The organism is Vibrio sinensis (assembly GCF_003605645.1).
Classification (GTDB): domain Bacteria; phylum Pseudomonadota; class Gammaproteobacteria; order Enterobacterales; family Vibrionaceae; genus Vibrio; species Vibrio sinensis.
Genome location: NZ_QVMU01000017.1, coordinates 31491 through 57797, shown reverse-complemented (window position 1 = coordinate 57797; position 26307 = coordinate 31491). Strand labels below are relative to the sequence as shown.

21 protein-coding genes and 2 pseudogenes are annotated in these 26307 nt (G+C 42.9%); 13 read left to right on the top strand and 10 right to left on the bottom strand.

All coding sequences use genetic code 11. The annotated features are described in order from the left end of the window. Positions 1-51: 51 nt before the first annotated feature. Positions 52-1068: a CNNM domain-containing protein gene (locus DZ860_RS15980; RefSeq protein WP_120033250.1), complete on the bottom strand. Its 1017-nt coding sequence runs from the start codon at positions 1066-1068 to the stop codon at positions 52-54. Next, positions 1065-2441, bottom strand: a complete 1377-nt coding sequence (locus DZ860_RS15975) for a hemolysin family protein (protein WP_120033247.1) — start codon at positions 2439-2441, stop codon at positions 1065-1067. Before DZ860_RS15975 ends, DZ860_RS15980 begins: the two co-directional genes overlap by 4 nt. Before the next feature lie 501 nt (positions 2442-2942). Between DZ860_RS15975 and DZ860_RS15970 the strand changes: the two genes are divergently transcribed. Further along, positions 2943-4544, top strand: coding sequence for a long-chain fatty acid--CoA ligase (locus DZ860_RS15970; RefSeq protein WP_120033244.1), 1602 nt, complete (start codon positions 2943-2945; stop codon positions 4542-4544). A gap of 91 nt (positions 4545-4635) precedes the next feature. Here the strand turns inward: DZ860_RS15970 and DZ860_RS15965 are convergent, their stop codons facing one another. After that, positions 4636-5565: a M14 family metallopeptidase gene (locus DZ860_RS15965; protein ID WP_120033241.1), complete on the bottom strand. Its 930-nt coding sequence runs from the start codon at positions 5563-5565 to the stop codon at positions 4636-4638. Between the two features lie 182 nt (positions 5566-5747). On the opposite strand from DZ860_RS15965, the gene DZ860_RS15960 reads away from it, so the two are divergent. Next, the gene (locus DZ860_RS15960; protein WP_120033238.1) at positions 5748-6647 is read left to right on the top strand and encodes a DUF808 domain-containing protein; all 900 of its coding nucleotides are present in this window, start codon (positions 5748-5750) and stop codon (positions 6645-6647) included. A gap of 106 nt (positions 6648-6753) precedes the next feature. On the opposite strand, the gene DZ860_RS15955 is transcribed toward DZ860_RS15960, so the two are convergent. Continuing rightward, positions 6754-7410, bottom strand: a complete 657-nt coding sequence (locus DZ860_RS15955; protein WP_120033235.1) for a DsbA family oxidoreductase — start codon at positions 7408-7410, stop codon at positions 6754-6756. Between the two features lie 292 nt (positions 7411-7702). Between DZ860_RS15955 and DZ860_RS15950 the strand changes: the two genes are divergently transcribed. Next, on the top strand, positions 7703-9061 hold the full coding sequence (locus DZ860_RS15950) for an alpha-amylase family protein (RefSeq protein ID WP_120033233.1): 1359 nt from the start codon (positions 7703-7705) through the stop codon (positions 9059-9061). 128 nt (positions 9062-9189) lie between these two features. On the opposite strand, the gene DZ860_RS15945 is transcribed toward DZ860_RS15950, so the two are convergent. Further along, positions 9190-9714, bottom strand: coding sequence for an AraC family transcriptional regulator (locus DZ860_RS15945; protein ID WP_243641871.1), 525 nt, complete (start codon positions 9712-9714; stop codon positions 9190-9192). Between the two features lie 274 nt (positions 9715-9988). On the opposite strand from DZ860_RS15945, the gene DZ860_RS15940 reads away from it, so the two are divergent. Further along, positions 9989-11089 (top strand): 1-acyl-sn-glycerol-3-phosphate acyltransferase, encoded by a 1101-nt coding sequence (locus DZ860_RS15940; RefSeq protein WP_120033229.1) that lies wholly within the window; start codon positions 9989-9991, stop codon positions 11087-11089. A gap of 198 nt (positions 11090-11287) precedes the next feature. Here DZ860_RS15940 and DZ860_RS15935 read toward each other — a convergent pair whose 3' ends face one another. The 3 genes from DZ860_RS15935 to DZ860_RS15925 all read right to left on the bottom strand — a co-directional run bounded on the left by DZ860_RS15935 (position 11288) and on the right by DZ860_RS15925 (position 13983). Then, positions 11288-12775: a DUF2264 domain-containing protein gene (locus DZ860_RS15935; RefSeq protein ID WP_120033226.1), complete on the bottom strand. Its 1488-nt coding sequence runs from the start codon at positions 12773-12775 to the stop codon at positions 11288-11290. A gap of 179 nt (positions 12776-12954) precedes the next feature. Next, positions 12955-13554 (bottom strand): hypothetical protein, encoded by a 600-nt coding sequence (locus tag DZ860_RS15930; protein ID WP_120033223.1) that lies wholly within the window; start codon positions 13552-13554, stop codon positions 12955-12957. A 129-nt stretch (positions 13555-13683) separates the two neighbouring features. Beyond that, positions 13684-13983 carry a YfcZ/YiiS family protein gene (locus DZ860_RS15925; RefSeq protein ID WP_120033220.1) on the bottom strand — a complete coding sequence of 100 codons (300 nt, stop codon included), beginning with the start codon at positions 13981-13983 and terminating at the stop codon, positions 13684-13686. Between the two features lie 499 nt (positions 13984-14482). On the opposite strand from DZ860_RS15925, the gene DZ860_RS15915 reads away from it, so the two are divergent. From DZ860_RS15915 to DZ860_RS15895, 5 genes are all read left to right on the top strand, one after another. Beyond that, complete coding sequence (locus DZ860_RS15915; protein WP_120033214.1) at positions 14483-14944, top strand: TetR/AcrR family transcriptional regulator; 462 nt, start codon at positions 14483-14485, stop codon at positions 14942-14944. A gap of 341 nt (positions 14945-15285) precedes the next feature. After that, positions 15286-16290 (top strand): response regulator, encoded by a 1005-nt coding sequence (locus tag DZ860_RS15910; protein ID WP_120033211.1) that lies wholly within the window; start codon positions 15286-15288, stop codon positions 16288-16290. Continuing rightward, on the top strand, positions 16290-16739 hold the full coding sequence (locus DZ860_RS15905) for a PAS domain-containing protein (RefSeq protein ID WP_120033208.1): 450 nt from the start codon (positions 16290-16292) through the stop codon (positions 16737-16739). Before DZ860_RS15910 ends, DZ860_RS15905 begins: the two co-directional genes overlap by 1 nt. A gap of 81 nt (positions 16740-16820) precedes the next feature. Then, positions 16821-18329, top strand: coding sequence for an NAD(P)H-hydrate dehydratase (locus DZ860_RS15900; protein WP_120033205.1), 1509 nt, complete (start codon positions 16821-16823; stop codon positions 18327-18329). Between the two features lie 464 nt (positions 18330-18793). Next, positions 18794-19837: a GMP reductase gene (locus tag DZ860_RS15895; RefSeq protein ID WP_120033202.1), complete on the top strand. Its 1044-nt coding sequence runs from the start codon at positions 18794-18796 to the stop codon at positions 19835-19837. Between the two features lie 146 nt (positions 19838-19983). Here DZ860_RS15895 and DZ860_RS15890 read toward each other — a convergent pair. Next, positions 19984-20175 (bottom strand): annotated as a pseudogene (locus tag DZ860_RS15890) (tyrosine-type recombinase/integrase); the annotation flags it as partial. 303 nt (positions 20176-20478) lie between these two features. On the opposite strand from DZ860_RS15890, the pseudogene DZ860_RS24960 reads away from it, so the two are divergent. Next, positions 20479-20613, top strand: a pseudogene (locus DZ860_RS24960) (IS5/IS1182 family transposase); the annotation flags it as partial. Positions 20614-20722: 109 nt separating this feature from the next. Here the strand turns inward: DZ860_RS24960 and DZ860_RS15875 are convergent. Then, entirely contained in the window at positions 20723-21895 is a 1173-nt protein-coding gene (locus tag DZ860_RS15875) for an ROK family protein (protein ID WP_120033199.1), read from the bottom strand. 308 nt (positions 21896-22203) lie between these two features. On the opposite strand from DZ860_RS15875, the gene DZ860_RS15870 reads away from it, so the two are divergent. From DZ860_RS15870 to DZ860_RS15860, 3 genes are read left to right on the top strand one after another with little or no spacing between them, the layout of a single operon-like run. Then, positions 22204-23733 (top strand): sodium:solute symporter family protein, encoded by a 1530-nt coding sequence (locus DZ860_RS15870; protein ID WP_120033196.1) that lies wholly within the window; start codon positions 22204-22206, stop codon positions 23731-23733. 1 nt (position 23734) lies between these two features. Continuing rightward, entirely contained in the window at positions 23735-25027 is a 1293-nt protein-coding gene (locus DZ860_RS15865) for an AGE family epimerase/isomerase (RefSeq protein ID WP_120033193.1), read from the top strand. Next, complete coding sequence (locus tag DZ860_RS15860) at positions 25021-26307, top strand: hypothetical protein (RefSeq protein WP_120033190.1); 1287 nt, start codon at positions 25021-25023, stop codon at positions 26305-26307. Before DZ860_RS15865 ends, DZ860_RS15860 begins: the two co-directional genes overlap by 7 nt.

The window sequence follows — 26307 nt, the reverse complement described above, 5'->3', positions numbered from 1 at the left end:
GTTTTAAGCATCAATTTCGAATTTGAAGTAGGTGCATTGTGATAGCGAACGTTATCCAGTCACAGTTGTTGGAAGAACTCGTTTTAAAATATCCGCGAGGGTGACAACCCCCACCATTTTTCCGTTCTTACTCACTACCGCTAATTGAACGCTAGCTTTACGCATACGGGCAAGGGCTTCATAGACAGGAGTTTCTGAATTAAGCACGTACGCATTGCGCGCGACTTCTCTTGCTGGTTTATCTGCTGGCTCCAGTAACGTGTCACGAACATGAACGACCAATGGCTTCAGGCCGCTTTTTCCGTATACAAGAATACGTAAATGTCCTGATTCCATCGCGGCAGCACGCACATCGGCGACTGTTGCGTTCTTGTCTACATGAGCCATTACCTGGCCTTCAGTGACCAAGGTTTCAACCGGGATTGAGCTCAAGTCGATTAGACCAGATAGTTGCTTTTGAGTGCTCGGATTTAGCGTCCCTACTTTGCCAGAGTGTTCAACTAATTGACGAATAGTATCAACATCTTGTCCGCCGACAGCTGCGCTTTCCACTGGTTCTACACCTGATGCTTTTACTAAGCGGTTAGCAATGCTGTTGATCCAGTTTAGCAGTGGACGTAGCGGCCAAACGTAAGCTCGAGCAATGATACCAATTGCCAACGCTGATTTTTCTGGATGCGCAATGGACCAAGATTTTGGCGCCATTTCACCAACGACTAAGTGTAAGAACGTGACAACAAATAGCGCAAAACCAAATGCTGCAGCATCAGCAGCCCAATAAGGCAAGCCCATAGCAAGAAATACAGGGCCAACCCAAAGATCGACAGCAGGCTTAGTTACCGCACCCAACGCAAACGTACAGAACGTGATACCTAATTGGGCACCAGCCAACATTAGTGTTAAGTCATTCATACCACGCAGCGCAGCTCGCGCTGACGCACTTTCAACAGCGATCTCTTCAAGTCGGTGTCGGCGAGCACCCATCAAAGCAAATTCGATGATGACGAAAAAACCACTCAATATAATTAGAGCTGTTGTTACTAGGGTAACAATCAAAGGATCGGTCATGCTTCATCCTCCACGATAGCTTGCTCTACCAGTTTTACACGCACCTCGGTAGGTACATGTCGCTCAATACGTAACACATCAACCTCGAGGTGTCGCATTATCGGCTCACCCGAAGCAAGTTCTGATGGATCGATCGGAAGCGCAATAATCACTGTATCGCCCTCTGCTGGAAGCGCACCACGTTCGGCAATCAGCATTCCTGCAATCGTTTCTACATCACCACGCGGCAGGTCATAGCCAATTGCACGCTCGACTTCATCAATATGGACATCGCCTTCCATCAACCAAACATTACCGCTTTCAGACACAACAGCATCGCCGTTATCTTCATCATGCTCGTCGGTGATTTCACCAACGATTTCCATCGCTAGATCTTCAATGGTTAGCACGCCAGCAAAACCGCCGTACTCATCGATAACACAGGCAAGTTGATTGGTTGAAGTGACCAGTTGATCAAGTGCATCAGGCAATCGCATAAGAGTTGGTAGGACAGTCGCAGGACGCATCACTGCCGCGACGGTATCATCAGCATTTCCAGCATCTATTCGCGCTAGCACATCCGATAAATGAACTACACCGACTGGAGCGTCATCATCATTGATTACAGGGTAGCGAGTGTGCGCCTGAGCCATGAGCGATAAGAGCTCTGTCAATGTGGTTTCTGGTTCAACCCAATCCACTTGCGAACGAGGCACCATAGCGTGTTCTACATCGCGCTCTGGGAAATCAAGAATACGATCCATCATCAGTGACAGTTCGACAGGTAAATCACCGCTATCGCGTGAGTTGGCGATGATGTGATGTAAGTCTTCCTCTGAAGCACTCACATCGAGATCATGCACAGGTTCGATACGAACAGCGCGAAGAAGGAGGTTAGCGGATTTGTCGAAAAAGCTGATGATCCAGCCAAACATAGACATATAAAGCAGAGTTGAGCGAGACATCATTCGAGACATTGGCTCAGCGTTCGCAATCGCAAGGTTTTTAGGGTAAAGCTCACCCATAATCATTTGCACAACCATGGCAATGGCGAGAGTGATAACAGTACCAATTGCGATACCAGCTTCAAGTGATAAGCCAAAGGTCTGTAATAGAACGCCCATCGATTGTCCGACGAGAGGTTCCGCGACAAAACCCAATACGAGGCCAGTCACTGTAATCCCTAGCTGGGCACCAGATAGCATAAAGCTAGTACGTTTTGTTACTGCGAGAGCGCGTTTTGCTGCTTCATCGCCAGCGGCTGCTAAGGTTGCGAGTTTTGCTCGGTCGACGGCCATATAAGCAAATTCTTGGGCAACGAAATAACCGTTTAGCGCAATAATAGCTAAGATGAAGAAAATGCCGAATAGAAGGGTAAGAATGGGCTCAATCATTGCTGTGTCCTCCCTTGGTAACATAATGCCAGTAAGGGTGTACACAATCGACTAGAGTTGGGGTCCACAAAGTATTCCTAACGTTAAAACAGGACGTGCAGTATATTCCCGCGATAACAATCCAGTCTACTCAATAGTTAAATTTTTCTAGTGAACAAAATGAATGCGAGTAACCCGTTAAACTCCCACTTCCCTAGGAAAGACGCCATATTCGGCGCTCTAGCTAATAGTGTTTACTGCTCTAATGCGTTACGACCTGTTACAAATAACCATGTTTGAGCGCAACTTTTAGGCTCTTTACTCGATGCAATCGTCAATTTGGTCTTTTAAAGGTGACCCTTGCCGATTGGTGTTAAAATTAAAAAACTTTACCCGCTTAACAGTTGGGATCTAACCTAATTGCGATGAACAGAAGAATCGTTCACTTTAGAGCAAAATGAAGCTCGTTAAACGTAGAGCGAGCTTTTTGAAAATCAAATACAAAAATAACGAAGAATCTATATGAACCAATACGTTAATGAACCATCTAACTACCAGTTGCTAATTAAAAATCTGCTTTTTTCTCCAGTGGCTTTCAATCCTGAACAAGAGATCGTCTACGCAAACCATCGCCGTCATAGCTATAAAACATTCCATGAACGAGTGAAGAAATTTGCTAATGCTTTGACAAAAATGGGGGTAAAAAAAGGCGATACGGTTGCCGTTATGGATTACGATTCACATCGTTATTTGGAGTGTTATTTTGCTATTCCAATGATTGGTGCGAAGTTGCATATGATCAACGTGCGCCTGTCCCCAGAACAAATTCTTTATACCATTGATCATGCAGAAGATGACATCCTACTCATCCATGAAGAGTTTCTGCCTATTCTGGATCAGATTAAAGGCCGTATTGATACCGTCACTCAATATGTTGTGTTGCGTGATGAGGGAGAATGTGAGTACGAACAGCTTTTAGAGCAAGAAACAGCACAGTTCGACTTTCCTGAGTTTGATGAAAATACGGTGGCGACAACCTTTTACACCACAGGTACAACGGGCATGCCTAAAGGGGTTTTCTTTACGCATCGTCAATTAGTTCTACACACACTTGGCATCCTGAGTACACTTGGAACAAATGCAGTCCAAGGCAGACTTCATCAAGACGATATCTATATGCCAATAACGCCAATGTTCCACGTACATGCGTGGGGGCTACCCTATATGGCAACCATGCTTGGGGTTAAACAAGTTTACCCAGGCAAGTATATCCCAGATGTTCTGCTTAATCTGATTGAACAAGAACAAGTGACGTTTTCGCACTGTGTGCCGACGATTTTACATTTGCTGCTAAGCTCACCTAAATCTAAGTCAGTGGATTTCTCACGCTGGAAAGTGGTTATTGGTGGGGCAGCTCTACCTAAAGCGTTATGTAAATCAGCATTGGAACGCGATATTGATGTATTTGCCGGATATGGGATGAGTGAAAGTGGCCCAATTCTTTCTATCGTACAATTGACCCCAGAATACTTGGAACTTGAACTCGATCAACAAGCGGAATATCGTTCTAAGACGGGTAAGAAAGTTGCGATGGTAGAGGCTCATATTGTTGATGAAGATATGAATAAACTCGCGCATGATGGTGAAACAAGCGGTGAGATAGTCGTTCGTGCACCATGGTTAACGCCTAGTTACTACAAAGATAACAAGAATTCTAAAGCGCTATGGCGTGGAGGTTATTTACATACAGGCGATGTTGCGACGATTGATAGTGATGGGGTTATTAAGATCACCGACCGGGTTAAAGATATGATCAAAATCTCCGGTGAATGGGTGAGTTCTCTGGAACTTGAAGACATTCTTCATCAACATCAAACAGTTTCTGAAGTCGCAGTTATCGGTATGCCTCACAATAAGTGGGGAGAAGTACCTCTTGCGCTTGTCACGCTTAAAGAGGGAATGCAAGTCACGGAAAAAGAACTGCTTGGCTTTTCAAAAGATTTCATTAGCAAAGGTATTCTCGCCAGAGAAGCATTGCTATTGAAAGTTAAGTTCGTTGAAGAAATAGCGAAGACCAGTGTAGGCAAAGTGGATAAGAAAGAACTTCGCAGGCTCTATTTATAGCTTTTGATATCGTAGCTTTTAATGCTACTTAATAAAAACAGCAATTCAAATGAGTTGCTGTTTTCTTTTTAATCTTGAGTAGCAGTAGGTGTTACGTGCGTTCAGTCACACTCAGAACGTAATCTAGGCCACCAACAATTGCTGCCACCTGTGCATCGTTACATTCGCCATCAGTCACTGTAGGGCTGTCTGGGTAAACTTCTGTCGTTGTGCCATATACACAAGTCGTTACACCGCCACATAAGCCCAGAGCATCCATAGGGTAAAGGATGACACCATCTTGAACCATGTCGGATCCAATCAACTGGCCGTGCTCATCGGCAGGGGCGATATGAGTGACTTGACGAACAGATTCAATCACTGCGGCTTGAAATTCAAGTTGTGGATTATCTGTATCACCGACGGTGTAAAACCCATCTGGAATGGTACCTGGAACATACTCAATACCATCTCTTGCAGATAGCGCTGGTCGAAACTCTGTTTCATCGGTGTCAGTCGTTTCATGCAGGTCGAAATGGATAAACACGTCTTGGTCTAAGCTCTTAACCAGTTTAATAATATTTGCAGACTCTTCGGCTGGAGAATCGGCATAGAAAGAACGGTTAGGATCGAGTGCAAGTGGGTTCCAACGATTGATGGTTTCATAACCCCAAGGGCTCACACATGGCGCAATGATGATATTGAAATATTGTGCATACTTCTCAGCTTGCGTATCGGCAAATTGAAGTGCACCGTGAACGCCGCTGGTTTCATAACCATGGACACCACCCGTGATCAATACGATAGGCTTATTGGCATCCCATGTTTTGGTCTTGATACAAAAAAGCGGAAAGCGGTTTTCATCATAAGAAAGTGCACCGTACTGCTCAACATCAAAACGCGCACGTAGTGCTTCGATTTTTGGTACGACTTCTTGCTGATATTCTCGCTTAATCGATGTTGAATCGCGCCATGCTTGGCGATCAGTATCGTTCCATTTCATTCCCGCGATTCCAATAGGGTAGGCATTAGAACTGCTCATTATGTGTGCCTTTGTCTTTGTAATAAGAAGCAAAAGAATAGAACGCTGCTGTCGCAAGCGCAATTGGAATTAAGAATTACAAGTAAATCCTTGGTTAAAATTGACTTTTTGCCTTGAGATTTATTCAATCACTGTTACATTTTCTTACATCAATCAAATATTCATCAGTAAGAGAGCTTCTTATGGCTGGCGCAAGTTTATTAACCCTTTTAGATGACATTGCGAGTGTGCTCGATGATGTCGCATTAATGTCAAAGGTAGCCGCTAAGAAAACGGCGGGTGTATTGGGCGATGACTTAGCACTGAATGCTCAACAAGTTTCTGGTGTTGCAGCAGAGCGTGAAATACCCGTGGTTTGGAGCGTTGCTAAGGGTTCATTTCGCAACAAATTGATTCTGGTTCCTGCTGCGTTGATTATTAGCTCGGTTGCGCCTTGGCTGATCATGCCGCTGTTGTTGCTCGGTGGGCTATTTTTATGTTTTGAAGGGGCAGAAAAAATCCTCGAAAAACTCTTCCCTCATTCCCATGAAGTACATGATGACGCACCTCCAAGTGACTTGCCAATTGAGGAATATGAAAAACAAAAAATAGCCGGAGCGATAAGAACCGATTTTATTTTATCGGCAGAGATTATTGTTATCGCATTAGGGACGGTGCAGGGCCAATTCATGGCAACGCAAATTATGGTCGTGAGTTTGATCGCGGTAGTCATGACAATTGGCGTGTATGGCTTAGTTGCAGGGATAGTTAAATTGGATGATTTAGGGTTTTATCTGGAACGACGTTCAAATGGCAAAGGAATTTTTTCTGCTATTGGTCGCGGCTTAATTAGCTTTGCGCCTAAGTTGATGAAATGTCTTGCTGTGGTCGGTACCATTGCGATGTTCTTAGTTGGTGGGGGGATTGTCGTGCACAATGTTCCGGCAATTCATCACTGGGTTGAACCTGTGATCATGAATATTCCAAATATTTCATTGGCCAAAGCCTTGTTCCCATCATTACTTAACGGGTTGATTGGCCTTGTTGCTGGCTTATTGGTGGTAGCCGCTGTTGCTGTCGTTGGAAAGCTTCGCGGAAAATAATTCTGTGGAAAGTAATTTGTGAAAAGTAATTTGCGTAAAGTAAGGGACTTCAATCACCGTTAAAGCCGAGCAAAGTTAGGCGATTTCTATTTTTGATGAAAGCTGGTCATTTTGGCCAGCTTTCTTGTTTTGTAATCTCGCAAATGGCACGGGTTAAGATCGCTTCAGTTTGAGCTCCTGAAATTAGATGTTTTTGGTTGAGGATAAAAGCTGGCACCGCTTGAATGCCAGCGTCTAGCCATTGTCTTTCCGTTGCTAAAACAGTGTTTGCCCAGCTTTCATCCAATAGAACGTGCTGCGCAGTATCCAGATCAAGACCAATACTTTGTGCTAATCCTATTAGCGTCTCGGGGTTACTGATGTCTTGTCTTTGAGTGAAATAGGCTTGAAATAGCAAAGTCATGAGCAAAGATTGTTTATCTTGATCTTGGGCCCATAGCAGCAGTTGGTGAGCTTTTCTGGTGTTGAAAATTCGCATTTCATCAAAAAATTGAAACTCGAAATCGACCTCTTGGCCTAATTGGGTCAAAGTCTTTCTGGCTAGCGTGCTTGCTTCTCGTGTTGTGTCATATTTTTCGGCTAAATGTTCGCGTAGATTTTGCCCTTGTATAGGCATAGCAGGATTGAGTTCAAATGGATGCCAGTGAATGTCGGCTTTGATGTGGGAACTGTGTGAATTCAGTACTCGCTCTAATCGCTTATAACCGATAACGCACCAAGGACAGACAATATCAGAAACGATATCAATACGAATGTTGTTCATTTTCCCTCCATCATTCAAAGTATGCCTCATATCATGAAATCATGCTTTGCTAGCCACTTGATCAGCCGAAAGTATAGTGGCTCCTTATCTATAATGTTGAGCAGTCGATCTCAAACTATCTTTTGTCGTATAGGCTGATATGCTACCTCTCTCGCGCTCGATATATTCGATGCGAATGGGGTAACGCAATGGATATTAAAAAGCAAATTCCGTTTGAGCGCGCTTATTAAGAGCGTTGCATGGACTAGATCGCGTGAAATGGAATAGTAAATTAGGGAACGAGGCAGAAAGAATGTTAACAGCGCAGAGCACGGATGTGATACTGCATGCTTTTGATTGGCCGTATACGCTGGTGGCGCAACGAGCAGAAGCAATCGATCGAGCAGGGTATAAATCAGTACTTGTTTCCTCTCCAATGAAATCAAAAAAGTGTCCTCAAGGAACTTGTTGGTGGCAACGTTATCAACCACAAGATTATCGTGTCATTGACAATCAGTTAGGTGACACTCACGATTTTGTTGCGATGATCTCGACTCTAAAAGAGAGAGGGATTCGACTCTATATCGATGTGGTGTTTAATCATATGGAAAACGAAGCCGATGCGCGTTCTAATCTACAATACCCTAGTGATGAGGATTTACAACGCTATCAGCAGCAACATGACTATTACCAATCTATTCGATTATTTGGCGATCTTTCACAACCACTATTTACTCATCTCGATTTTGTCGCCGCTTTTCCTATTGAAGATTGGCGAGATAAATGGCAAGTACAGTTTGGTCGTCTGACCGGCAGCCCTGTGGACATTGGTCTGCCAACTTTAGCCGCAAACACGAATGTGATAGGGCAGCAAAAAGAGTATTTGTTGGCGATGAAACAACTGGGTGTGACTGGCTTTAGGATTGATGCTGCCAAGCATATGACAATCGAGCATTTGCAGCAGGTTTGGACGAAAGATATTTGTGAAAATGTTCATATTTTTGGTGAAATTATCACTGATGGCGGAGCCAGCAAACCAGAATATGAGTTATTTCTCCAACCATTTTTAGCTAAGACACAGTTGGGTGCGTATGATTTTCCGTTATTTAAAACGCTGTATGATGCACTTCAAACACAGGGCAGTTTTACTGCGTTGATTGACCCTTATCACTATGGTTTGGCTTTGTCAGAATCCCGCGCGCTTACCTTTAGCATTACCCACGATATTCCGAATAATCGGGTGTTTTCTGATTTGGTGATGGATGAAGAGTCTGAATGGCTGGCGAATACTTTCATCCTTGGGCGTGATGGTGGCGTTCCATTGATTTATACCGACCTAGATACCAGTGGTATTCTAAGCACAGAAGGGGAACCTCGTTGGAAAGATACATGGCGGGATTCACGAATGGTCTCTCGAGTCATGTTTCACAACTTGATGCATGGTAAAGCCATGAAAGTTAAAGAAGCGAATGATGACTTGCTCGTGTTTAGCCGGGGAGATGATGGTTGGGTTGCGATGAATAAGTCTGTGCGTTCTCAAAGTGTTGAAATCACAACCAATGATACTTGGCATGATCTTTTGTCTGGAATCACTTATCAACCTGATTTAGGCCGTATTTCATTAAAAATACTGGCTAAAGATAGCGCGATGCTAATTAGATATTCAAGCTAACTCATCTTTGAATCTACCTAGCCAAATGTCCTTAGTTTTATACGCTTAGCCTAATAACTTATCTTCACCACTTATTTTGATAGTTAGTGCGAAGTTATTAGGCCAAGGTTATCTGGGGGATATTGCCTTTATTCGCCGAGTAACGCGCTGCGAAGTTGCAAATAGGCTTCCATTTGGTTGCCGAACAAATCAGCCACCACTTGAGCCTGTTTTTGCCCTGAGAGCATACGTTTACCGGCTTCACGCATTTTCAACACAAGCTGAACTTCTGAAGAGAGCGTCGATTTCACATCCACTTTCCAGTGATTAATAGCTTGGGTCATTTCACTTTCATTGAGCTCAGGAGCAAGAAGACTCAGTTCTTGCTTGAAAACTGCCAACATAGGGACCGTTTTCTCATGAGCTTGTTGCTGCTCACCTAAGCGATTAAGTAAAGCGGTACACAACTCATTCAATTGTACAAAACCGCCTTGTTTTGGCAGCCTTGATGTTACTCGACTGGATACTTCGATACGTTGAATATGCGTATTTGGAAAGAACGTCAGTGAGCATAAAGAATCGAAAGGAATCCAGACAGTTTGTCCCGCTTCGACTGCATACTCGGTTTTGCCAAGTTTGAGTAAAGCTAAACCTTGGTCAACTCTCAATAGCATATGCTTTAACACTTTTTTTCTCGGTGTTGTTGAGAGAAAGGAATAATGTTGTACTTGATGAGAAATAGCGTAATGCATGAAGTCGAAATATCTCGTTTGTTGCGGGGCGCTAAGGTTAACGTTAATCCTCTCAAAAAGCCACTTAGAGAACGCAATTCCTCCGTAAATGCTTTAATGATTCTGGTCTGACCTTCACAATTCTATGAAGAGTATAGCTGCGAAGTTGGAGTTCTATGAGTAGAATAGGCGAGCTTTTTATCGAATGAACCGGAACATGACTGATAACACTGATCCTTTTGTAGAAATTCGTCCTTACAATGATGACGAAATCCCTGCGGCAATTGACCGATTGATTAATGATGAAGAATTCATTAATGCGATTCTTCATCACCGTTTTTCAAGTCACGCACCTTGGTTTAAAGCGTTGATGACGCCAATGGTGAAAGTATATCTTAAGCTTAAGTGGTCAAAATTAACTAGCGTTGAAGCGATTCAGCTTGAAGTGAAAAAGTACTTAAGACAAACAGTATTGTCGACAACGAAAGGTGTTACTTATAGTGGCCTAGATAAACTCGATGCCAAGAGTGCCTATTTGTTCATTTCTAATCATCGTGATATCGCTATGGATCCTGCATTGGTGAATTACGGCTTATTTCAACATGGTCACAATACAGTACGTATTGCGATCGGTGATAACTTGTTGAAGAAACCGTGTGCAACAGAGCTAATGAAACTGAACAAAAGCTTTATTGTAAAACGCTCAGCAAAAGGTCCGCGTGAGATGATGAAGGCTCTCGGAACGTTATCTGCGTATATTAAACACTCGTTGGATACGGGGAACTCTATCTGGATTGCGCAAAAAGAAGGTCGTGCTAAAGATGGCAATGATTTCACCGATCCAGCTATTCTTAAAATGTTTAACGTTGAAGGCCGTAAGCAGAAACTATCATTTGGCGAATATACTCAGTCTTTAAAAATCGTACCTGTTTCGATTTCATATGAAAATGATCCGTGTGATACCGCTAAAGCGCGCGAACTATACGAAAAGGCAACGAATGGTACCTACGAAAAAGGTGAATTCGAAGATATCGATAGCATTATTCAAGGTATCATCGGTGACAAAGGCCGAGTACATGTTGCCTTTGGTGAAGTGATTGATCAGCAGTTTGAAACGCCAGATTTACTTGCGAAAGAGATTGACCGTCAAATTCATACTAACTATAAATTGTTCCCAATTAATCAGCTGGCAGCAGGCGATGAAAGTGTCGATTCAGATGTTAAGCAAGCATTGACTGATAAATTGCTTCAACTACCAGAAGGGGCACATAGCTACCTTATTCAGAGCTATGCGAATCCAGTTCGAAATCAAGCTTAAATCGATAGCTGTTTATTAATATGAAATTCAAAAGGGATGCTGAGGCATCCCTTTTTTGTTATCTGGCTCAAACACCTAGTAGAAAACTTATCGGCAGAAGACTTATCGGGACAGACACCGTAACAAGGACAGTCTTGTAGGATAGTCTTGTAGGGACAGGCACTTGTCACAGCCGATTATTTTTAGCAATCAGTGCTCTTAGAATAAGTGATTCATTTTGGAGCTATAACAAGTCAATCCTTTACGGAGTAAGTTGTTTTTTGGTCTTTCTGCTCGACCCGAGCATACCTCCAACAGTTTTTTAGCTCGTGATTGAGACTCTAAGCGGCGACTTATTGGGTCTTGCTCTTGCGTGTAGTCGTCTTGGAAGATCACTACGACTTCTTGAGTTTCTTGAGTGCCAATAACAAGTGCGTTGATGCTTTCAATTTTGAATTGATAGTCCGCTTGTTCAATAGGTAATGGTGCTTCCTCTGCATCCCATAGCCCGATACGATCACCGCAATAAATAGCGACATTCAATGCTCTTAACGACCAAAAACTGCTTGCTGGACCACTGTAGTTATCGACAAGGCGAGCATCATCAGCGAACACACCTTGCGTTGGTGAACCATACTCTAGGGCGCCGTTTGCGATGAAGTAGTCTAGGCTGGTACGAAATGCTCGTTTTACTTGTCCCACGCACAGCGTATTACCCTCTTCAGGTGGGCTATCAAGGGAGGCGAGTAAAGGTGCCGAGACAGAAAGGCGATAGCACGCACTTCGACCAAACAGAGGCAAGCCTTTTGGTGTAAATAAATGCAGATAAGAGTTAGAGAACTCGCGCATTGTGGTTCGAATAAATTCAGGGTCGAATTCAGGATCGATTTGATCTAACCAGTAGAGTGAGTAGTGAAATCCCCACGCATTGTAAAAATCAAAATTACCTTTAGCGCCATCACGGAACCATCCCTCTCCCACATAAAATTCTTTGGTTCGTGTGTACCGCTCTTGTTGAACATGGTCATTACCAGTTAAAGCTTTAATGACCAGTTGTACTGTCAAAGGAAATAGATGCCAATTGTTATCGACAGTTTGGCAATCATTCACTTGCTGGAACCAGTTAACGACTTGCTGCTTTTCACTTTCATTAAAGGTATCCCACACGTACTGTCGGCTTAACCATAACGCCAATGCTAAATCTGCACTTTCACAAATACGTTGGTCGTAGTTACCGAGCTTCCCCCAATAACCTGGATGAGAGGGGGATGTCCCTGCGAGAAATGCTTGCTTTAGCCAATGGGTAACATCTAATGCTTTGCCATTTTGGCTTAGTGAGGGAATGCTTTTGGTTTCATTTTGATGAATCCATGCCGCGAGGGTAGGAATAACTCTACTGCAACCTTCCATCGCATCAACCCTTGCGGATTGTTGGCTTGGTCTTCCTGGGTAATAGGCGTGAGTGTAATCCCACAAAGCATAGTGTTCAAAAGCTTCGGCAACGTATTGAACTAAAGATTCGCATTGATGTTTGAGTTCGGTCGTGTCGGAAAAGAGTGTTTTGATCGCGGTGTCATTGGTCTTATAGCGGCTTTTCTTGTGTTTTAATCGAATCAGATTCTCTTTAAACAAATTCAATCGCATTAATAAACTTGGGTGTTCACAGGGAATGATAGGACGAGTGGTTGGTTTAATATTGTTGTTCATTTACAGCTATCCATAACTAACATGACAGCATGATCAAGTAATACTTATTAAGGTGCGTAGAAATCAAGCTGTCATTTCAAAGCCAATAAAGGCAAAACGACAGCGAGGAGTGTACTGATTTTGCAAGACAAAAATGAATGTTAGATCACAGCATGATAAAAAGTTGAACGAACAGTCAGTTAACGAGCGACAGCGCCACCTAATGTGAGGTTGTCTGGCCATTGAGTGATACGGTTGCCGCCAAGAAATATGTTGCCTTTAACCGTCATTGTTTTAGGAAAAGTAGTAATAGCAGAGCCACCGATGTATAGGTCACCATCAATTACGATACCCTCAGGTAGCTGCTGTATTGGCGTTCGAATGAGACTCAAATCCCCTTTTACACGTAGGCGATTTGGCAGCTTAGTGAGAGGCGTATCCGCCAAGTTAATATAGCCACCAACGCGGATTCCTTTTGGCCAACGAGTGATTTTTGAACCGAATAGATTCGCGTACCCCTTAATATTCGTGCCTTTTTGTATTTGTCTTAGCGCACTGTTTGATGCTTCTAAATTACCCTGTACATCAAGATCTTTTGGTAGGCGTTGAATTTGCGTATTACTGATGTTGAGGTTGCCTTTCAGCTTGAAGCCATCCGGCAGAGCAGTATAGGGTTTGTTACGTAGATCAAGATTGCCGTAGTTATCTAAATGATTGAGTGAACGAAAAGTATCTAATGGTTGAGCATTACCTGCAGAGCACAGAAAGCCAATAAGGAGACAAGCGAACTTAGTTTTCATCGTTTACTCAGAAGAGAATAGCGTAAAGCCAGTATCAGGGAGTGTGGAGAGGTCGTCAATAAATCGGTGATTAAAACTAGGTAAATAAACAGGAGTACTAAAAATGTCTGCTTATTTACCTGTTCGATCTTAGCGTGATAATGAACGAGTTTTTAGTTCAAAAATCAGCTTTTCAGCGCTTACTTCAAATTTGAATCGTGCAGTCAACTCAGTTGAACCTTCTTGAAGTTCTGATACTTCGTGCTCTACGTTAGCGCATACTTGTTTTGCTAGCTCTACGTATTTAGTGAGTTCTGCATTTAGTAGTGCATGATCGCTACCAAAAATGGTCACTTCTGCTACGTCGTCGCCTTCTTTAATGATAAATCCCATTTCACCAGCACAACCGCAGGCTTCACAGACTTGGATCTGATCTTGTTCAATGCTCATTTTGACTATCCTCTTACATAAAGTGAGGGCATTTTATCGAGATATTTGAACTATATCCATAAAAACAAATAGCAGTAAAAGGTGGGTGAAAAATGCACGATTATGTTTTTTCTTTGTTTCAAAGTGGGGGTGAATTTAACAAAAGTTGCGATTTTAAGGTGACATCTCTCACGATTTTGTCGAAATACATGTCATTATTTTGTCAGAATGGCGTTCAGTTAGTTGTAACTGGTTTTGATTTATATGATTATTTGGACAAACACATACAAGAAAGATAATGACTCCTATTTTCATACGTGGCGCCTATGCTTCATTTGTGAGAAATGACTGACCTAGTATTAAAGTGCACAAAAATGCAGCTATTTTTATGATACGATGTCTCTAATATTATACTAGGCATTCAAATACTGCCTAGGTTGAGGAGATGGATACCAAGTCAAATGGGTCTTTTAATACTCATTTTTGAGTTAGACGGATTTACAAAGAGAAGAGCCTAAATATGCCAAAGCGTAGCAAAGAAGATACAGAAATCACCATTCAAAAGATTATGGATGCGGTCGTAGACCAACTTCTTCGTCTCGGTTATGACAAGATGTCTTACACAACCCTTAGTCAACAAACGGGTGTATCACGTACTGGTATTAGCCACCACTTCCCTAAGAAAACTGATTTTACCGCAGCACTTGATGGCCGTATTTTTAAAATGTTCGTTGAGCACCTTAATTTCGATGGCTCACTCTCTGAGTTTTCTGATAGCTGGGTTAAAGCGCTAGATAACCCTGAGTTTTTGGCAATTCTACGTTTATTATTCCACCATATCGTAACAGCAGAACGTGCACATGAATTCGCAACGAATGGTGTTGACCGCTTATACAAAACGGTTGAATCTCGTTTCGAAGGTGACAGCGCACAGAAACTTGAATGGTTGATTGGTAAATCTCTGATTCATATGGCTAACTAATTGATACGTTAAATTTTAAAAACCTTCTTCGGAAGGTTTTTTACTTTGTATCCGTGTTCGTAAGCGATTCTAACTTGCTGCTTGTAGAAATAGAAAACAGCAGGCCAGCGAAATCCTAATGAGCTTGACTAAACTCGTTGATTGGTCGAGAAAAGCACCACTAATATGAAAGGTACTCAAGGTTGCGGCTTTAAGTTGAATGGAGATAAGCGAGAGGCTTGCTGAAATTAGAATTCCTGATGTGCAATATGTTGTATTTTCCCCTATCCCTCAGTACCTGCTACTCTTACAATCTGTTACTATTTGGTCAATTAGTTAAATCAATTGCAGTAGGTATATGAATGTCTTACCCAATTCTCATCTGTGATGATTCTGCTTTAGCGCGGAAACAGATGGCTCGCTCTTTGCCTGCTTCTTTAAATGCAGATATTCGTTTTGCAGTTCATGGTTTTGATGCTCTTGCTCAGCTGGAAGCTCATGATTTTAAACTCATGTTTCTTGATCTTACTATGCCGGAATTGGATGGTTTTGGGACATTAGAAGAAATTCGAAATCGTGGCTTATCTGTTCCTGTTGTTGTTGTCTCAGGTGATATTCAGCCTAAAGCAAAAGAATGTGTGCTGGCGCTTGGCGCGAAAGCATTCATTCAAAAACCGATTGATAAAGATGTACTCAATCAGATCTTAAAAGATCTGGTCGATCCGTCGGATAAGCCACAGATCTATACGCCAGTCTCAATAGAGTTGCCAATATTACGCCGTCGCGATATCTATATGGAAGTGGCGAACGTGGCTATTGGTAGGGCAGCTGATGCTCTTGCACGTCACTTTGATGTCTTTGTTCATTTACCGCTACCGAATGTGAATATATTCGAGGTGAGTGAGTTGCACATGGCATTGCGTGACTTAGCCAACAACGATCAAGTTTCAGGAGTTTGTCAGGGGTTTAGTGGTGAGGGTATCGCCGGTGAAGCTTTAGTGCTTCTCAGTGATGGCAGTGTTGCTGACCTCAAAAAATTGATGAAAGTTCCGGCCGATAGCGAAGAGTTGGAAGAGCTTGAACTCTTGATGGATGTCTCCAACATTCTTGTTGGAGCATTTCTTAATGGTTTGGGAGAGCAAGCTGAAGTCCGTTTCTTCCAAAGTTCACCGGTATTGCTCGGCCAGCACATATCGATTGATTCAGTGATCAGCAATACTTCAGGTTCTTTTAAAAAGACAATGACATTTGAAGTAAGCTACAACATTGATGGCACCTCTATTCGATGTGATTTGTTGTTTATGTTTGTCGATGAGTCTTTACCCCTACTTGATAATAAGCTTGCGTATCTGATGGAGGAGTTCTAATGATTTCGTTACCGGCAGAATTTGAACAGTTCCATTGGATGGTTGATATGGTTCAAAACGTTGATCTTGGGTTAGTTGTGTTAGATCGCGACTGTCAAGTTCAAGTTTGGAATGGCTTTATGACACATCACAGTGGTATTCAAGCCCATGATGCGATTGGTAAATCGTTGTTCGATATATTTCCTGAGATACCTCAGGAGTGGTTTCGACTAAAAACAAAACCGGTTTACGATTTGGGGTGCCGTAGCTTTATTACATGGCAGCAACGTCCATACTTATTTAAGTGCCGCAACGTACGCCCAGTGACGCAACAGGCAGACTTTATGTATCAGAACATAACGTTAAACCCGATGCGAATGCCAACGGGGGAAGTCAGATCATTATTCCTCTCAATACAAGATGCCACATCAGAAGCATTGGTGCTTACCCAACAACAATCACTAAAATAACCAATTGATTGTGAAAGGCTGGAGGAAACTCCGGCCTTTTTCTCATCTGTAATAGCTACTTTGATAAGTAAGGAATCCATCATGCCTTATTCTTCTCGACTTTATTTAAGCCAGCAAGTGAAAACCGGTGAACGAGAATCAGCCCTTTTCTGCGACATGGAAATGTATCAACTGATGGAAAACGCGGGTGAATGCGTTTTTTCTCATATGAAGCGTCTGTTTCCGAACGCTAAAACATGTTTAGTTGTTTGTGGTGGCGGCAATAACGGTGGGGATGGTTATATCGTCGCTCGTTTGGCTATGGGGGAGGGAATTGATGTTGAACTGTGGCATGTGGGCGATGCGGATACACTAACAGGTGATGCGCTCATCGCGCAGCAAGCTTATTTGGCTGCAGGTGGGAAAATCTCCTCGCCGAGAATATCAATTGCAGATGCATCAAACACAAGAGCTGTTGATGTAGTTATCGATGCGATACTGGGCATTGGCTTAGTGGGAGCAGTACGTTCCAATGTTGCAGATGTCATCGAGACCATTAATCAGTCAGATATTCCCGTTATCGCCGTCGATGTTCCATCGGGCTTGTGTGCTGATACAGGACGTTGTTTAGGCCGTGTGATAAAAGCGCAATATACGGTGACGTTTATTGGCATAAAAGCGGGATTAGTGACGGGTCTGGCTCGGAACTATACAGGAGAGATCATATACGCTCCATTGGGTTGTGAAAGAGGGAGTGGTAAAAATTTCCATCACTATTTTCATCGTCAGAATGAACCTTTTGCCCACATCATCACGAGTAGCGATATCATCTTGCCGAAACGAAAGCCGACTGCTCATAAAGGCCATCATGGTAAAGCGTTGTTGATAGGTGGTGATGAGGGAATGGGCGGGGCGATAATTTTAGCAGGCAAAGCGGCGTTACGAGGTGGTGCTGGACTGGTTGCGACTTGTTGTGACCCATTTAACATCACACCAGTATTAATTTCTAGTCCGGAGATAATGGCTTCAAGTTGGCTTGAATGTGAAAAGTTGAAGCATCGAATGGAATGGTGTGATGTCATTGCTATCGGCCCCGGATTAGGACTGTCGGCACACAGCAAAATAATATACGAACAGGTTGAGCTAACTTCTATCCCTGTTGTGTATGACGCGGATGCATTAACAATGCTCGCTCACAGCCCATCTTATCGGTCAAATCGGATACTAACTCCCCATCCATCGGAAGCGGCACGTTTGCTTGATATCACAGTGAATGAGATTGAAGCAAATCGGTACCAAGCGACTAAAGCGATACAACAACAATATGGTGGTGTGGTTATTCTAAAAGGTGCCGGTACATTGGTTTTTGATGGCGATAACATGTATGTCTCCGCTTCTGGAAATTCAGGCATGGCGAGCGGCGGAATGGGAGATGCGTTAACGGGTATTGTTACTGCTTTGGTTGCTCAGGGATTTCCATTGATGAAATCGGCCATTATCGCGGTCGAAATTCATGCTCGAGCGGGTGATTTAGCGGCAAAACAGGGACAAAGGGGGCTCGTGGCGAGTGATTTAATGCCTCATATTCGCGCTCTCGTCAATGCGTCATGAAATTGCCCAATGTTAGTACGTTCACTGAATCGTATCTGATCAGTCTCAAAACGAGATGAAATCTTATTTTTTGTGACCTAGATCACTATTTATCTTTGGGGTATAAAGGGGTTTTAGGAGCAAAAAAGAGTGAATTAACGTTGTTTTTGTAAGTTATCGATTGCGAAAAACGTTTGCGAGGAAAATTCTTAAAAAAGCTATATTTATAACTTATTGATTATTAAGGTTTAAGTTTGGTGTTGAGAGGGTTTTAAACGCGAGGTTGTAGCTTTTAAGAATGGTATCATAAAAAAAATAGAATTATCAGACTTGCTAGAAAGAAATCGCAACCTATAATGCTGAAAACCGGAGCGTCTGCCAACGCTCCGGTTTTTTTGTGTCCGAAAAACAGTAATTGCGTCTGCCAACGCTTTTACTACGCACTAAATCGTGACACTTACATTATTGAATCAAGGAAATGCACAATGCGTATCGAACAAGAACTTAAGTTAGGCTTCAAAGATGTACTGTTTCGCCCGAAACGTTCAACGTTAAAAAGTCGTTCTCAAGTTAATTTAACCCGCGAGTTTACATTCAAGCATAGTGGTCGTCAATGGTCTGGTGTACCTGTCATTGCTGCTAACATGGATTCTGTGGGTAGTTTTGCTATGGCAAAAGCGCTTGCTGAGCATGGTGTAATGACCGCAGTACATAAACACTACACAGTGGCTGATTGGGCTGAGTTTGTTCAAGGTGCTGATAAAGTAACGCTGAACAACGTAATGGTATCGACGGGTACTTCTGATGCTGATTTTCAGAAAACAAAAGATATCATGGCACTTTCAGATGAACTGATTTTCATCTGTGTTGATATTGCTAATGGTTACTCTGAACACCTTGTTGAGTACGTGCAAAAAGTACGTGCTGCATTCCCAGAAAAAGTGATTTCAGCAGGTAACGTTGTTACTGGTGATATGTGTGAAGAGCTAATCCTTGCAGGTGCTGACATTGTTAAAGTAGGTATTGGCCCTGGTTCAGTATGTACGACACGTGTTAAAACCGGTGTTGGTTACCCACAACTTTCTGCCATTATCGAGTGTGGTGATGCTGCGCACGGCTTAGGTGGTATGATTATCGGTGACGGCGGCTGCTCATGTGCCGGTGACGTATCGAAAGCGTTTGGCGGCGGAGCCGATTTCGTTATGCTTGGCGGCATGTTGGCTGGTCATGAAGAGTCAGGCGGTGACATCGTCGAGCAAGACGGTAAAACTTTCATGAAATTCTACGGCATGTCTTCACAGTCAGCGATGGCGAAGCACTCTGGTGGCGTTGCAAAATACCGCGCAGCTGAAGGTAAAACCGTACTATTACCATTCCGTGGCAGCGTTCACGAAACGATTTCAGACATCCTTGGCGGTGTACGTTCAACGTGTACATATGTAGGCGCAGCAAAGCTTAAAGAGCTAACAAAGAGAACGACATTCATCCGCGTACAAGAGCAAGAGAACAACGTTTACGGTAAAGAGTAAAACCATAACTCTTCGGAAAAATCGAACAATTGAGAGCCGCTTTTAGCGGCTCTTTTTTTGCGTGAAATTTGAAAAGTGTCTACACCTGAGACACTTTTATTTTGAGTAATTGCGGTAAAGTGCATTTTTATGCGGGTTTATGCAAATTAAAGAAAAGCGAGAGGGTTCTTTTCGATTGTTTCTGCTAAGTGATCTGGAGCAAAGTGAGCGTATCGCATCGTCATTGAAATATCTGCATGACCAAGTACGTCACGCAATACCAAAATATTCCCCCCGTTCATCATAAAGTGACTGGCGAATGTGTGGCGCAAAACGTGAGACGCTTGACCAGGGGGCAACTAAAGTTGGCCACTATTTTAGAGTTTTCCTAATATAGTCGTTCTGGCTGATTGGGAGTTAGACCACCGTTTGTAACTTGGTTCAATCATTCCATCCGTTACTTGGATGTTTCCGCTCGAGTCCCACTTACCAAAAGACAAGAAGTATGGTTCACCTTGAGGGTTATGAAGTTCTTCAATATGTGTCAGTCCCCACGAGGTCAAATAAGTAATTGAATGGTCGGGATTATCATGTAAGCCTGTTTCTGGCTTCGCTTCCTGTACTTCAATCGTAGAAACTGGGCTACGTTAATACTCCTGTTAGACGGTGAAGCTTTCTGGGAAAAAGGACATCTTCGTCATCACGTTATTGGTTGTCAAAAGCTCTATAGTTCGAACAAAAAGTGGACACAAAAGTATGGCTACCATAAGTGCTCACTATCTGAAACGGCCATGTATTGAGGGCAGTAGCTACTCGGAGCCTATGCGTCACTACATCACACAGGGAGAGTGACGCTATAATTGGGGCCTTAAACAAACTTACCCAAGATGTAGTTGATGCGAATTATTAATTATGAGCTTGAGTGATTTTGTCATTTACATAATTAGAGAAAAACGGAATAACAGCCCCTTGGAGTTCATTGATTACCGTGTTCGAGTTAACCAACAGCTGAATGTCAGATGGACAATAACTAGGTAATTGCGCAAAAAACTGGCGTTTAATCTCTTCAAATATACAGGTGTTTTCAATAAACGGTCCGGTCAAAATAATAGTGTCCGGAAAGAGCGTTAAGTAGGCGTTCACTAAGGAGCGAGAAAATACCTGTTGTGCTTGTTCCAAACAAGGTAATGAGGATAAAGGCAAATCTTTAATTTGCACCGCGCACTGTTTCTCATTACCAATAATACAATTTAAATTCTGACCTAACGTGCCACGAAGCGAGGCTAAAGAAGCAATTTGTTCTAGTGTTGAGCCGTCGTTATCGATGATCGTTTGTCCTATTTCGCTGAATAAACCTTGTTGACGAAAACGCACCATACGGTTGGCGTCATAACTGGCAGCACCAATCCCTTCACCCCAGTGTATATATAGAGTATTACGAGATTTAAGTTGCTTGTTTTCAAGGATAAAAGCATTCAGCTCAGCCTGTAGGTTTTTAACCAAAATAACTTTACAAGCGAGCGTTTCCTCTAAAGAGGCAAAAGAGATATCGGTGGCGTTCGGCCAGCGATTCGAGTATTTCCAAACTTGGTTCTTACGGTCAACAATACCGGGTAAGGATAGAATCACACCACAAACGGTAGTGCCTGTTTTTATTGTTTCATAAGCGTTTTTAACCTGCGATTCTATTACAGAAATTAACTGCTCTTTCGTTGCCGAGCGATTCTCAAATTCACAACTTGAGCTATAGAGGATTTCTCCTGTCAGGTTGACAAGAGATGCTGTTAGCGTAAGAGAATCAACATAAACAAAAATTGCATTGTATTGGTTTTTATTTGGGATAAGGCAAACTTCAGGCCGACCTGGGCCCGATACATGCGTTTTCGTATCCTCTTTTACCAATCCAAAATCTAAGAGATCACCAATCAACTTAGTGACTGTTGCAGGGCGTAAATGATTCGCTTCAACTAACCCTTTTCGCGTAACAATTTCACTCGTCTGGTACCCATTAAGTATCTGTTCAAATAGCAGTATTTTTCTTTCTAGAGAGAGGCTTTGCTGTTTATCCATCAAATTCATAAATGCACACAATATCCGTACATCATGATAACCACTCGCACGTGATTACTCAATCATTTACCTGCTCTATTTACCAATGTAACTGTTCATTTATTGACCGCTACTTTGGATTTGTGATCTATGTTTGCTTGTTTAAGTTGTTGATTTTGATCGATTTTGTAATATTGTTCGTGAGCGTTGTCATATAATTACGCTATGTGTAATTATATATAATTACACTGAGTGTTATTATGTCTGTGTTGTTGAAATAACGCTCATTTCTATCGATTTTAGAAATGAATAAATATTAATGGAAAAGGAATGACACTATGCAATGGCTTGACTGGTTAGCTCTGGTAGCTTTTTTCTTAGTTATGATAGGCATAGGCCTAAACGCCTATCGAAAAATTAAAGGATCCAATGACTTCTATGTGGCAGGTGGTGGCTTGCCTTGGTGGCTAGCTGGGGTTTCACACCACGTATCAGGTTACTCAGGCGTAGTATTCACAGGTTACGCTGCAATTGCCTATTCAACCGGTTTTAACCTTTATATCTGGTGGGCATTAAACGTTGCACTTGCATGTTTTGTTGGTGCCTGGTTAGTTGTGCCTCGTTGGGCTCGTTTACGCAAAGCTCTTAATATTCAATCACCGACGGAATATCTTCGCCTTCGTTATGATACGAAAACTCAGCAAGTTATTGCTTGGTTAGGTGTGCTACTAAAACTTCTAGATACAGCCGGTAAATATGCAGCGATCGGTGTATTGTTATACGGTTTTGCTGGTGTGCCAATTCACTACGGAATCTTGATTGCTGGCTTTATAGCAATGCTTTATGTGACAGTTGGTGGTCTATGGGCTGACACAATGAATGACTTCTTCCAATTCTTAGTGCAAGTTGCAGCCGGTTTGGCGATGTTCTTCATCATTCAACAGCAATTAGGTGAAGTGGGTACAAACTATATCTCAATGTGGGACAGACTACCAGCAGGCCACGGCAACTGGTTTAACAGTGAATATTCACCATTGTTCTTCATCAGTTTCAGTGTGGTTATCTTCCTAAGCTACACAGGGGGGACTTGGAACCTTGCATCACGCTTCATTGCTTCTCCAACGGGTCGTCATGCGCGTAAAGCAATGGTGTTGTCATCAGTTCTTTACCTAATTTGGCCATTGTTGCTATTTGCACCTATGTGGGCAGCACCAATTTTGCTCCCAGATCTAGCAGTTGCTGACCAAACTCAAGTCTACTCCATGATGACAGTACAATACTTACCAGCCGGCGCTGTAGGTGTGGTTCTAGCTTCAATGTTTGCTGCAACGCTTTCAATGGTAGCATCAGATGCAAACGCAATCAGCTCTGTATTATCTCGCGATATCTTGCCACTAATCAGCAAGAAATTTAAGAATGAGAATGGCGAAACCCCACTAAAAGTGGCTCGTACAGTAACATTCACTTTTACACTCGCTACTATCTTAATCGCGCTTAACAAAGACTACTTTGGCGGCATTATAGGTTTGATCATCGTATGGTTCGGGGGCTTGATCGGTCCTGCGTCAATCCCAATGGTATTAGGTCTACTACCGTTCTACAAACACTGTGGTCCGAAGTCAGCTCTTGGCTCAATGGCTATAGGTCTATCGGTATTTGTCTTCACTCGTCTCTTCGTTGAAGACCCATCAATGGCACTTTCAGTGGGTGGTCCAGTAATCTGCTCGCTTACATTCTTCAGCCTTGCTGCTCTTTACAATCGTAAGTTTAAAGTGAAACCAGAAATCGAAGAATTGATGGTGAAACTAAGCCGTGATGACATAGAAGTCGAAGCGAAAGTGAAGCTAGATCTAGCAGAGAGTAAATAAGATGAATTGCTCACAAAATTCCTTACACACGGTCGCAAGCCAATGGCTCGAAGAGTTGGTCAATAATGTTCTTCCTTTCTGGCAGGCTGCCATTGATGAAAAACATGGCGGTGTTTTCACCTGCTTTAATAACGAGGGTTCATTGTTATTAAGCCATGATAAGTTCACGTGGTCACAAGGACGCTTTTTATGGAACTGGTGTCGACAAGCTTATTTGATTCAACAAGGTCAGCTGGAAGGAAATGCAAACGAATATTTGGCCCATGCAAAGTTAACTGCTGAGTTTCTTGATAATCATGTATTTCTTGAAAACGGCCACTGCAGCTTTGTTCTCACCGAACAAGGTGACAAAAAAGAACAAGTACCAGGTGCAGGCTTTGATACTTCATTCTATGCCGATTGTTTTGTTGTAATGGGATTTTGTGAGTATGCCTATGTTGCTGGTGAAGCTTCATATTTTGAAAAGGCAATGACGCTTTATCAGAGCATTCGAGCTCGTCTTAATAGCGGTAAGGTTCGTAGTGAACCTTATCCAGCTGCAGAGGGCTTTGAGCCCTATGCATTTGAAATGATTACTCTTGGCGTAATCAATGAATTACTGCGCTACGCCATCAAATATCAACACCCTCAATTGGCAGTGCTGAAAGCCGCGTGTCAAACGAGCTTAGAGCGTATTTTTAACGACTTTCATGATTCGGATTCACTAATTCCTTTCGAAATGCGCACCGCGAAAGAGAATCATACAACTTTGCTGGCACAACATGTCACGCCAGGTCACACCTTGGAGAACATGTGGTTTTGTGTTGAAGCGGCAAGCTTGTTAGGCCAGTTACCTGACTACCTAACAAAGATTGTTACTATCACAAAAATGATGTGGACGCTGGGGTGGGATAAAGAATATTTAGGGTTATACCGTTATACCTCGCGACAAGGCACCCAGCCTAGTGGTGATCTATTAGGGAACGATCCTTATGAGAATTTAGTGCTGGATACTTGGGATACCAAGATTTGGTGGGTGCATTCTGAAGCACTCTATACCTTGCTTTTAACCTACAAGCTAAGTGGCGATGAAGCTTTGTTCTCTATGTATGAGCAAACGGCACACTATGTGTTGTCGACTTTCCCAAATGCTGAATTTGGTGAGTGGACACAGATTCGTGACCGCCAAGGTAAGCCGCTGGATAAAGTGGTTGCCTTACCAGTTAAAGATCCGTTCCACATTATGCGTAACTTGCAATTGATGGTGTCACTATTTGCCTCTGAATCGCAAGTAGAGAAGGAAGCGCAATGTTAGTGGGTTGCAGCAAAATTTACATTACGCCAGTCGATCCAATGCCACTTGGTGGCTTTGATTTTCGAGTTGGCGAATATAAGCGTGTTGCAATGCCGATCCATTGCCGTTGTCTGGTGCTGAATCAGTCGGTAGCGATCGTTAGCTTGGAGTTACTATTTGTTGGTGAGGCAGTGACAAAAGAGATTCGTCAACGTGCTGCTTCTCATCCGCAATTAAAGCATTTAAATGTGCAAATTTGTGCCACCCACAGCCATTCGAGTTTTCAAACCGAATATGGTCACTCTCCGCGCCTTGGTGAAGTCAATCATGATTATTGCCAAACGCTGGTTGAGTGGGTGATAGAGGCGCTACTCAAAGCGCAACATAACCAAGAGCCAGCGCAAATCAGAAGTGCACGTAGTACTTGTGATTTTGGTGTGCATCGCCGTGTGGTTAATGCCCAAGGCTGTGTTGAGATGGCTCCAAACCCAAATGTGGCGTTTGATAATAGCGCACACATTTGGCAATTTGTTAGCCTTAGCGGGCAAGTGAAAGCGTTGATGGTGCATAACCATTGCCATCCGACGATCAGTGCTGAAAACTCCTTATCTGGCGAATATCCAGGTGTGGTCAGTGATGTAATAGAGCAAAACTACCCCAATGCGGTCTGCCTGTTCTTGCAAGGGTTTTGTGGTGATATTCGACCGAATTTAAGTCGATCTAATCAATTTTACCGCGGAGATTTTGGCGATGTAGCTCAACTAGGAAAGCAGCTGGCAAACAATTATTTAGCTGCGCTGACTACCAGTATTGAGCGTATCCCAACTGCGACATGCTGTTACCGGGAAGAGACGGTTGATTTGCCGTTAGCGCGTCGCTTCACCGCAGAGCAACTAACGAATTACCAAGCAGATTTTGCCCCGGACGATATTCATTTTGAATGGGCAGAGCAGCAGCTCATTCGATTGGAAAAGGCATCAGAGGACAATTCCACAACACCAAGCACACACCCAGTGAAGCTTGGTTGGTTGAATATTTGTGATGTGATCAAATTGGTCACGATTAACGCAGAAGTCGTCAACGAGTATCAGCGTTACATTACCGAAAGCATAGACTCTGAAGCGCTCGCAGTAGGGTATAGCAACGGGATGATTGGCTATATCGCTACCGCAGAACAAATTAACCAAGGTGGGTATGAAGCGGATTTGTCTTCTTACTACTTTTATTTACCTTCGACGTTTGATCAAACGGTCGAAACTAGTTTAAAGCTCGCGCTAGCTAACTTAATTTTAGAGAAATAA